Source organism: Acetivibrio mesophilus, from assembly GCF_004102745.1.
GTDB classification, from domain to species: Bacteria; Bacillota; Clostridia; order Acetivibrionales; family Acetivibrionaceae; genus Hungateiclostridium; species Hungateiclostridium mesophilum.
The window spans coordinates 1-8,028 of record NZ_RLII01000050.1 but is presented as its reverse complement, the minus strand read 5'-3'; the positions used below and the strand labels follow the sequence as shown (position 1 = coordinate 8,028).

Annotated in this window: 10 protein-coding genes and 1 pseudogene; 8 read left to right on the top strand and 3 right to left on the bottom strand. The window is 36.1% G+C overall.

Annotation, left to right across the window (positions count from 1 at the left end; genetic code table 11):
* Window positions 1–72 precede the first annotated feature (72 nt).
* Together EFD62_RS16730 and EFD62_RS18155 are read right to left on the bottom strand one after the other, a co-directional pair.
* Complete coding sequence (locus EFD62_RS16730) at window positions 73–864, bottom strand: reverse transcriptase domain-containing protein (RefSeq protein ID WP_235832697.1); 792 nt, start codon at window positions 862–864, stop codon at window positions 73–75.
* Entirely contained in the window at window positions 783–1,154 is a 372-nt protein-coding gene (locus tag EFD62_RS18155) for a reverse transcriptase family protein (protein WP_235832696.1), read from the bottom strand. Before EFD62_RS18155 ends, EFD62_RS16730 begins: the two co-directional genes overlap by 82 nt.
* Window positions 1,155–2,008: 854 nt before the next feature.
* Between EFD62_RS18155 and EFD62_RS16725 the strand changes: the two genes are divergently transcribed.
* The 8 genes and pseudogenes from EFD62_RS16725 (at window position 2,009) to EFD62_RS18345 (ending at window position 7,335) form a co-directional block, all read left to right on the top strand.
* Window positions 2,009–2,632 carry a zinc metalloprotease gene (locus tag EFD62_RS16725; RefSeq protein WP_069193147.1) on the top strand — a complete coding sequence of 208 codons (624 nt, stop codon included), beginning with the start codon at window positions 2,009–2,011 and terminating at the stop codon, window positions 2,630–2,632.
* Between the two features lie 13 nt (window positions 2,633–2,645).
* Window positions 2,646–3,356: a hypothetical protein gene (locus tag EFD62_RS16720; RefSeq protein ID WP_069193146.1), complete on the top strand. Its 711-nt coding sequence runs from the start codon at window positions 2,646–2,648 to the stop codon at window positions 3,354–3,356.
* Window positions 3,357–3,497: 141 nt separating this feature from the next.
* A pseudogene (locus EFD62_RS16715) lies at window positions 3,498–4,013 on the top strand (IS256 family transposase); the annotation flags it as partial.
* Between the two features lie 536 nt (window positions 4,014–4,549).
* A complete protein-coding gene (locus EFD62_RS16710) occupies window positions 4,550–5,353 on the top strand; it encodes a reverse transcriptase domain-containing protein (protein ID WP_069193144.1) in 804 nt (267 codons plus the stop codon).
* Window positions 5,350–5,691: a reverse transcriptase domain-containing protein gene (locus EFD62_RS17905; RefSeq protein WP_206659764.1), complete on the top strand. Its 342-nt coding sequence runs from the start codon at window positions 5,350–5,352 to the stop codon at window positions 5,689–5,691. Before EFD62_RS16710 ends, EFD62_RS17905 begins: the two co-directional genes overlap by 4 nt.
* Before the next feature lie 62 nt (window positions 5,692–5,753).
* Window positions 5,754–6,107: a transposase gene (locus EFD62_RS16705; protein WP_069193142.1), complete on the top strand. Its 354-nt coding sequence runs from the start codon at window positions 5,754–5,756 to the stop codon at window positions 6,105–6,107.
* A 65-nt stretch (window positions 6,108–6,172) separates the two neighbouring features.
* Complete coding sequence (locus EFD62_RS16700) at window positions 6,173–6,742, top strand: DDE-type integrase/transposase/recombinase (protein WP_069193141.1); 570 nt, start codon at window positions 6,173–6,175, stop codon at window positions 6,740–6,742.
* Between the two features lie 377 nt (window positions 6,743–7,119).
* On the top strand, window positions 7,120–7,335 hold the full coding sequence (locus tag EFD62_RS18345; RefSeq protein WP_407921101.1) for a hypothetical protein: 216 nt from the start codon (window positions 7,120–7,122) through the stop codon (window positions 7,333–7,335).
* 286 nt (window positions 7,336–7,621) lie between these two features.
* On the opposite strand, the gene EFD62_RS16685 is transcribed toward EFD62_RS18345, so the two are convergent.
* Window positions 7,622–7,867 (bottom strand): hypothetical protein, encoded by a 246-nt coding sequence (locus EFD62_RS16685; protein WP_069193140.1) that lies wholly within the window; start codon window positions 7,865–7,867, stop codon window positions 7,622–7,624.
* Window positions 7,868–8,028 lie beyond the last annotated feature (161 nt).

Genomic DNA, 8,028 nt, shown 5'->3' with positions numbered 1-8,028 from the left:
ACCTGCTTTTTATTTGCTTTTTTTCCGGTAGTATTATGCGTATAGAATTTTATTTTGCTGTTTTCACTGGTATTAAGAGAATTTTAATTTGATTTTTGCTCCGATTTTAAAGTGCTGAACTACACATTGACCAAACTCATCCATAAATTGCTTCATCATTCCAATGCAGAAATAATTTATCCACCCCATAACTATTTGGTTTATCCTTTTTATAGTTACTATCAATGGTCTTGCAATTGCTTTTCCTCTTTTAAGATACTCACGCATTACTTGGTATAACTTCGCTTTCTTCTCGTTTGTAGGTTTAACTTTCCATTGTCCACCATTCTTTAGGAATGTGAAGCCTAGATACTTACTTCTCATTGGTCTCACTACTTTGGATTTTGTTGCATTTACTTTTAGAAATAACTTTCTTTCAATCCAACTTGTTATTGAAGCCATAACCCTATTTGCTGCCTTCTCACTTTTGGTAAATACCTTCACATCGTCTGCGTATCTTACGAAACGCAAACCTCGTTGTTCTAGTTCCTTATCCAGCTTATCAAGATACACGTTTGAAAGTATTACTGAAACAGGTCCACCTTGAGGTACGCCAGTTTTGGTAGCTTTAATAATTCCTTTCTCCAGTACTCCTGCTCGTAGATATTTACGAATTAAATTTAGGACATCCCTATCATTTACTTGCTCTCTAAGAATTTGGATTAATTTATCGTGATTTACTTTATCAAAGAATTGTTCTATATCTATGTCTATTACCCATTCATATCCAATATTTAAGTATTCTAGTGCTTGTCTAATTGCATCATGGCAACTTCTGTTTGGACGAAAACCATAACTGTATTCACTAAATACTTTTTCATAGATGTCTGATCTTGGTGTGCTACTGCTTGCTGAATTGTTCTGTCTAATGCAGTTGGTATACCTAAAGGTCTCTTTTTACCATCTGCTTTAGGTATATATACTCGTCTCACAGGTTTAGGAAAATACGTCCTGTTTCTAAGTGGATTTGTAATTGTGTCCTTATTTTCTCTGATATAGCTTCCCAATTCTTCAACAGTGATTTCATCTATTCCACTTGCACCTTTGTTGGCAACTACCTTTTTATAGGCTCGGTTTAGATTTTCCTTTGATAATATCACTTCCATAAACTCCATTTGTTGTTACTCCTCTCTCTACTATAAGATTTCTACATATCACCCATCTCGATATAAATGATATCCCTCGGTTACGTTCCTACTCTTCTCATTCATCGTATTTCTGACTAATGTAGTATTTTATAAGTAGCGATTTGTACTATAAATCGCTTCAGTCCTTCAACTGTTACGCCTACTATGACTTCGTCTGACTCCCTCCCCAAACCTTTTTCAACTATATCTTGTAATATGTAGGTAGGGTCTCCCAGGGTAAGACACTAATCTTTCATTCCACAACCTCTTGATTTACAATTTCGGTTTACGTTTACCATTTGGGCTTTAGTTTGTTATGCAACCTCACCCACCTAATCGCCTTATCAAGTTTCTGTTCGTAGGCTCAAAACTTTGCTACACCACTTCCTCCATCCATGCCATTACTGACACCAACTTGTGGTTCGCTACACTTGGCGGTAAATACCCATGTCTGGACTTTCACCAGCTAGATTAGCGCCATGCCTGGCACACACAAAAAAAGGGGCTATTTAAAAGCTCTATTTTGAGACAGACCCTTTTTTTAACGCCTGATAAGGAATAGCTTTGAGGTAAACTTATAGGACTATTGAGTTTTTTCAAATCAGAGATTCGAATATTAAAAGTGCTTTACTGAATACATTTTATGGAAAGGAATACATAAAAAAATTTTTATTAAATGTAATGTTATCTACCAATATTATATTTATTATTTATAATTATACTTGGATAGATAAGTATGGTATGATAAAATAACATTTAGTTAATCCCATTAATTGTTGCAACAATCCGAATATGGGAAAAATGCTTAACACAAATATAATACTTAAAAGAAGTGCATTTTTGTGAGAAAAAAGAAAATTTGGATAGTTATATTTGTTTGCTTGTTTGTGTTTACTAGTTATGTAAGACCTGTAGATGCTGGTAGATATTATTATTCTGGAAAGCTGAAAGGTGGTGTTTCGGGTAGAACATGGGCAATAGCTCAAAATACGTATAATTTATACGGTAGAACAGTTAATTATTACGATGCAGCTTTAAATGCTATTTATAATTGGAATAGCATAAACCCAACCACTACTAGTAATGTGGATGTTTCCTTTTCACATACATCAAATTTCAGTTCAGCTACATTAAAATTTGTAATTGATGTTCAGGAAGATGTTTTTTGGGATGGAGCTGCTGCGTATTTTGATAGTAATAATAATCCTATGAACCCTTATAGCGATCTTGGAGACTGGTCCTCTGCTGTAATCTGTTTCAATGCTTATTATACTAATCTACCTGAATGTACATCAAGCATGCTTAAAGCACTAGCAGGTCATGAGATTGGTCATACTTTCGGTTTGGATGACGTAACATTAACTTCGGATCGTTATAAGCTGATGTGGTATGAAACTGGTCCATATAGAGCAAGTGGGATAACAACTGATGAAATAAATTGGATAAGGATAATATATTCAAATTAGGGAGGATGGAATAATGATTAATAAAAAAGGTATAGTTTTGATATCTGTTGTTGTAGCCCTTCTTTTAGGGGGTACCGGATGTAATAATATTAGAGAAGATGAAGCTTTTGGGAATACCGGAAAAGATAAAAGTGTTAGTAATGCGGGAGAGGTCATTAATTCAGGTGGAGGAATAAATGTTAGTAAAACGAAAGGATTTAGTAACATATCTGAATTGAAAGAAAGCGCAGATGAAATTGTGCATTTGAAAATTTTGTCATCTGAAACCGAAGCAGCTCAATCAGAATCACAATTAAAGTTTTCATTGCCTTCTACTATATCTGAAGCAGAGGTATTAAATGTTATTGAGGGTAATCTTTCCGAGGGAGATATAATAAAACTCTATCAAACGGGTGGAATTATAGACGGTCAAGAATTTAGTATAGAGAGAGATCCAATTTACAGGCCGGGTGAGGAACTTATACTTTTCTTAAAAAAGCGTAAAGTTTCTACGGGAGAAGAAACATATATAAGTTTAGGAATAAATGACGGAAGGTTTGATGTAATAAATTCAAAAATTTATACCAGGGGACTGGATTACGGTGACAAGTCTACATCAGAAGAAAAGAAAAAAGTGAAGAAATCCGATTCCATCGCCGAAATGAATTACAGTGATATTACTAAGCTTGGTTATACGGTAGAAGAGTTTATGCAAAAAATCAAAGAGGTAAAGAATAAACGGTAAACGGGGATGTCTCAAAATAAGATAAATTTTTGGGGCAGCGCCCCTTTTTTTGAGGATGTAACAAATTTTGTGTATGGGATGAATAATTAAATTCCTTCTTGGCAAGAATTAGAAATCATAAAAGCTAAGGAGGAATTTTTTATGTCAACACTAACAAAAGAACAGGTAAAAGCAATAGTACAGGGAAATAATTTCCAAAGTGTAACTGATGTTACAAACTATTTTAAGGACATTTTTAAGGATGTTATACAAGAGATTATGGAAGCAGAGTTGGAGGAAAAGCTCGGCTATAGTAAGGAAGATCGTAGTGCAAAAAATACTGATAACTGCCGGAATGGATACTCTACCAAGACCTTAAAAAGCGAATTTGGAGAAGTTGAAGTTCAAATTCCGAGAGATCGTAAGGGAGAGTTTGAGCCTAAAATCATACCTAAATACCAAAGAAATGTCTCTGGTATAGAAGATAAAATAATATCTCTATATGCAAAGGGCATGTCAACCAGAGACATTGGAGAACAAATAAAGGATCTTTATGGAGTAGAAATATCTGCAGAAATGGTTAGCAGGATTACTGAACGTATTACTCCTGAAATAAAAGAATGGCAACAAAGACCTTTGAATCCCGTATATACATTTTGCTTCATGGATGCAATTCATGTGCCCTCGTAAGTGCTGAAACAAAGCACGAGGGCTGATTTGAAATGTGTCAATAGCAAGACACTGGATTTGATACAAACAATCCATCATTATCCTGCTAAATTCTGAGGTAAACTGAAGGATGAAAATAGCATGCAGGAAAAGCCATAAGTCTGTTAACTGCCATACAGCGACTAAATGGCGAAATGAGACTGTATATAAGGATAAAAGCTAAACTGCTTGAACCATAGTCAGAAGTGCTATAGCGTCATCCATAACGGAAGACAGTTATTAACGTTATGCAATAGATATATGCTGATAAAGTGGATGTCAGTATATGTGTATCATCTGTTGGCTATCTGCAATAAGCAGAAAATGACGAAAGTGGTATCCGACAATACATATGCTATGTTTAAATCAGTCTAAGCGAGGATTGCCTAAGTCCAAGGATAAGGCAACGGAGTTCTGGTAGTAGTCCGAATACAGGAAAGCTGTATACATGGCGAAGCAGAATAGACTATTTTTTTTAATACTTTCATGGAAAGATGTGTGAGACATTGCGAAATCCACCAATTGTATTAAAGGCTCTCAATGAGAAAGCCCATGATACTTCGTATCAATTTTCAAGACTATATAGAAATTTGTACAACCCAAACTTCTATCTTATGGCATACTCAAATATTTACAGCAACAGTGGAAGTATGACTAAAGGTTTAGACGATAAAACTCTAAGCGGTATCAGCTATGATAGAATTAACAACATAATTCTCAGGCTCAAAAACCAAAGCTATAAACCTACGCCAGTTCGAAGAGAGTATATTCCCAAGAAAAATGGAAAAACACGTCCTCTTGGGATACCTTCGGCTGATGATAAACTGGTTCAAGAAATTGTAAGAATGATGCTGGAGCAAATTTATGAACCAATCTTTTCAAAATATTCTCATGGTTTCAGACCGCATAGGAGCTGTCATGCTGCCCTGATACAAGTACAAAAAACATTTACCGGTGTAAAATGGTTTGTAGAAGGTGACATTAAAGGATGTTTTGATAACATTGACCATCATGTCCTAATAAGAATACTTCGAAAAAGAATTAAGGATGAGTATCTAATATCGTTAATATGGAAGTTTCTAAAAGCTGGTTATGTCGATAACAACATCTTTTACAACACATACTCCGGCTGTGCACAAGGGTCAATAATAAGTCCAATTCTTGCGAACATATACCTTAATAAATTAGATAAATTTGTTGAAAGATATAAAACAGAATTTGAGAAAGGAAAATCTAGAAAATATAATCCGCATTACCATAAAATCAACGGGTATATCAACTATAAAAAATGTGTATGCAAAACATATTGAATAATCTATCAGAAACGGAGAAAAGTAAGGCAATAGAAGAAAACAAATTACTTAGAAAAAATATGCTTAAATATCCTGCATATGACCCAATGGATGAAACATACCGTAGAATTGCGTACGTAAGATATGCCGATGATTGGTTGATTGGCATAATAGGTAGTAAAAGCGATGCGGAGAAAGTAAAATGTGATTTGTCAAACTTTTTAGCTTCGGAGCTAAAACTTACTGTTTCGCCGAAAAAGACATTAATAACAAATGGACATAATATGGCGAACTTTCTTGGATATAACATAACAGTATCCAAAGAAAACGGAAAGGTAGGTATTGATGTTGTATAATAATACTCGACACGAAGGCCTAGAACAAATAGTCTAAAAATAAGAAAAAACGGAGGTCGATCATGTCAGGAAATGTAAAAAGGACTACAAGGCAGTATACCAAAGATTATAAGGCGGAATCTGTAAAACTTGTGAAAGAGATAGGGATTACAAAGGCGGCTATAGAATTAGGTGTACCCAAGACTACTTTATACCAGAGGGTAAAGAGTGCAGAGATTGGTGATTTGGATACTGGTATAGGTACTCAAACTCCAGGTTCTGCAATGACTCAAGCAATGGAAATTCAACAGTTGTGGGCAGAAATTAAAGCTTTGGTTAAGGAGAATGCACGATTGAAGAAAGAAAATGACTTTTTAGAGGAGGCTTCCGCTTTTTTCGCCGCGTGTCGTCAGAGGTTGGCAAAGAAGAGCGAATGAAGCTCATCGCAATAAAGACCTAAAATGGTAAATTGACGGGGAATATTGCGTTTTATTGCAGGGTATTGAAGGTTTCGCGGCAAGGCTTCTATAATCACCTTGAAGCACAGAAGAATCCTTGGAAATACGAATCTTTGGCGGCCGAAATTTACGAAATAATAGATGAAGACGAGTGTAATGATACATATGGGCGATATCGGATGCATAAAGCCTTAGAAATTAAAGAAACTGTAGACGGCGAATTTCCACATATTCCCTGCAAACGAACAGTGTATCGGATAATGGAACGTTTGGGCATAGTGCATACCCCTAAACGCAAGCCCAATGGGATAACAAAGGCAGACAAGAAAGCCATGAAATCGGATGACAAAATCAAAAGAGACTTCACAGCTGAAAGATCTCTTGAGAAGGCTGTTACGGACATCACAAAGATTCAGACTGCCGATGGGAAGCTTTATATATCAACAATAGAAGACTGCTTTGACAATGCAGTTTTAGGGCTTTCAATGGCGGACAACATGAAAGCCGGGTTGTGCGTAGACACTCTAAAAAGTGCAATTATGTCTTATCCAGGACTAAGAGGGGCGATTATCCACTCGGACAGGGGAAGCCAAGTGCGACAAGAAGTCGCATGATATATTGCCGAAAGGCTACCCCCTCCATTCGGGGTAACTCTATTGTGACTAGCTTTGATGGTAACGTCTTGGTTAGAAAGCTCACAAGACAATGTGGAAATCCGAGTAGCCTAAAACTGGGATAACTGCCAGGGTAAGAAAGCTATGGAGAACGTAAAGTGAATCATCGTAGGAATCGTTACGCTGGAGTAAGCGAAATAGGCTGATACGCTTCGACCAAAAGGTAAGGAGTCAAGCAAAGGCTAACTGTTAAACCAATGCGAATGGATAAAGTACTTCCGGTTCAAAGATGGCTCCTATTATACACGAGGAATATTATGAGCATAGAAAACTGTTATTAAAATTACTGTCTGCCGCCAGAAATGGTGAAAAAATGCTTGAGCCGTATGAGTTGGAAACTCTCACGTACGGTTCTTAGACGAGGAAAAGGGAGTAATCCCTTTTCTTTAGTCGATTATACCAGTGGTGAGTATCGCCAAGCGATAGAAAAATACGGAATAATCCAGAGCATGAACAGTGCAGGTGGAAGGTGTCATGACAATGCAAAATGTGAATCCCTGTGGGGGGCGATTCAAAGAAGAACTATTGTATGATAGATACGATACAAAGAAAATGCCTATGACAGTGGTCAAGAGCTTAATATGGCGATATTTCATGAGTTATTGGAACAATCGCAGGATCTGTTCGGCGAATGGTGGGCTTCCGCCGATGGTAAAGCGGAAAAAGTTTTATGAGGGACAATATTCTAAAACAGCGTAATGATGGGAGTAAATCGGCCTGTTGGTATATAATGGAATTTCGCTACACCCCATTCCATTATATACCAACGTAAAAACCACAAATTATTCGAGAAAAATGTGTCAAGTAATATTGACAATATCATATTCCAACTTTTCTTAGATAATAATTTAAAGGATTGAGCGAACCAGCTCCGTCCTTTATTTTTGTTTCTAGCAGGTCTGGACTTAGAATGAAGTTCACTATATTCATGCTACATCTTTTGTACCAACCTAATCTTGAATTAGCTACTTTGAAGATATTTTCTTCGTTAAATCCGTTTCTATATTTCCTGTTCAAGTAAGAAAGATTTCTGTAAATGGTCTTTGGATTTTTCCATTGCTTCATTACGATTACTCTTATTTTATGTCTTAGCCATTGACTGTAGAGCGACAAATTGTTTTTCCCTGTTAGATTGCTAAAACGCCAAATTAAAATTCCTTTCACCTATAAATCAAGAAAATAATCTGCTGAAAAACACATCAAAATACCATCTGCTCTATTGCCAA

Bases quoted from the DNA above. Each gene is read 5' to 3' on its own strand.
- EFD62_RS16705 (WP_069193142.1), top strand. From the start codon at position 5,754: ATGTCAGGAAATGTAAAAAGGACTACAAGGCAGTATACCAAAGATTAT.
- EFD62_RS18155 (WP_235832696.1), bottom strand. From the start codon at position 1,154: ATGGAGTTTATGGAAGTGATATTATCAAAGGAAAATCTAAACCGAGCC.
- EFD62_RS16720 (WP_069193146.1), top strand. From the start codon at position 2,646: ATGATTAATAAAAAAGGTATAGTTTTGATATCTGTTGTTGTAGCCCTT.
- EFD62_RS16685 (WP_069193140.1), bottom strand. From the start codon at position 7,867: ATGAAGCAATGGAAAAATCCAAAGACCATTTACAGAAATCTTTCTTAC.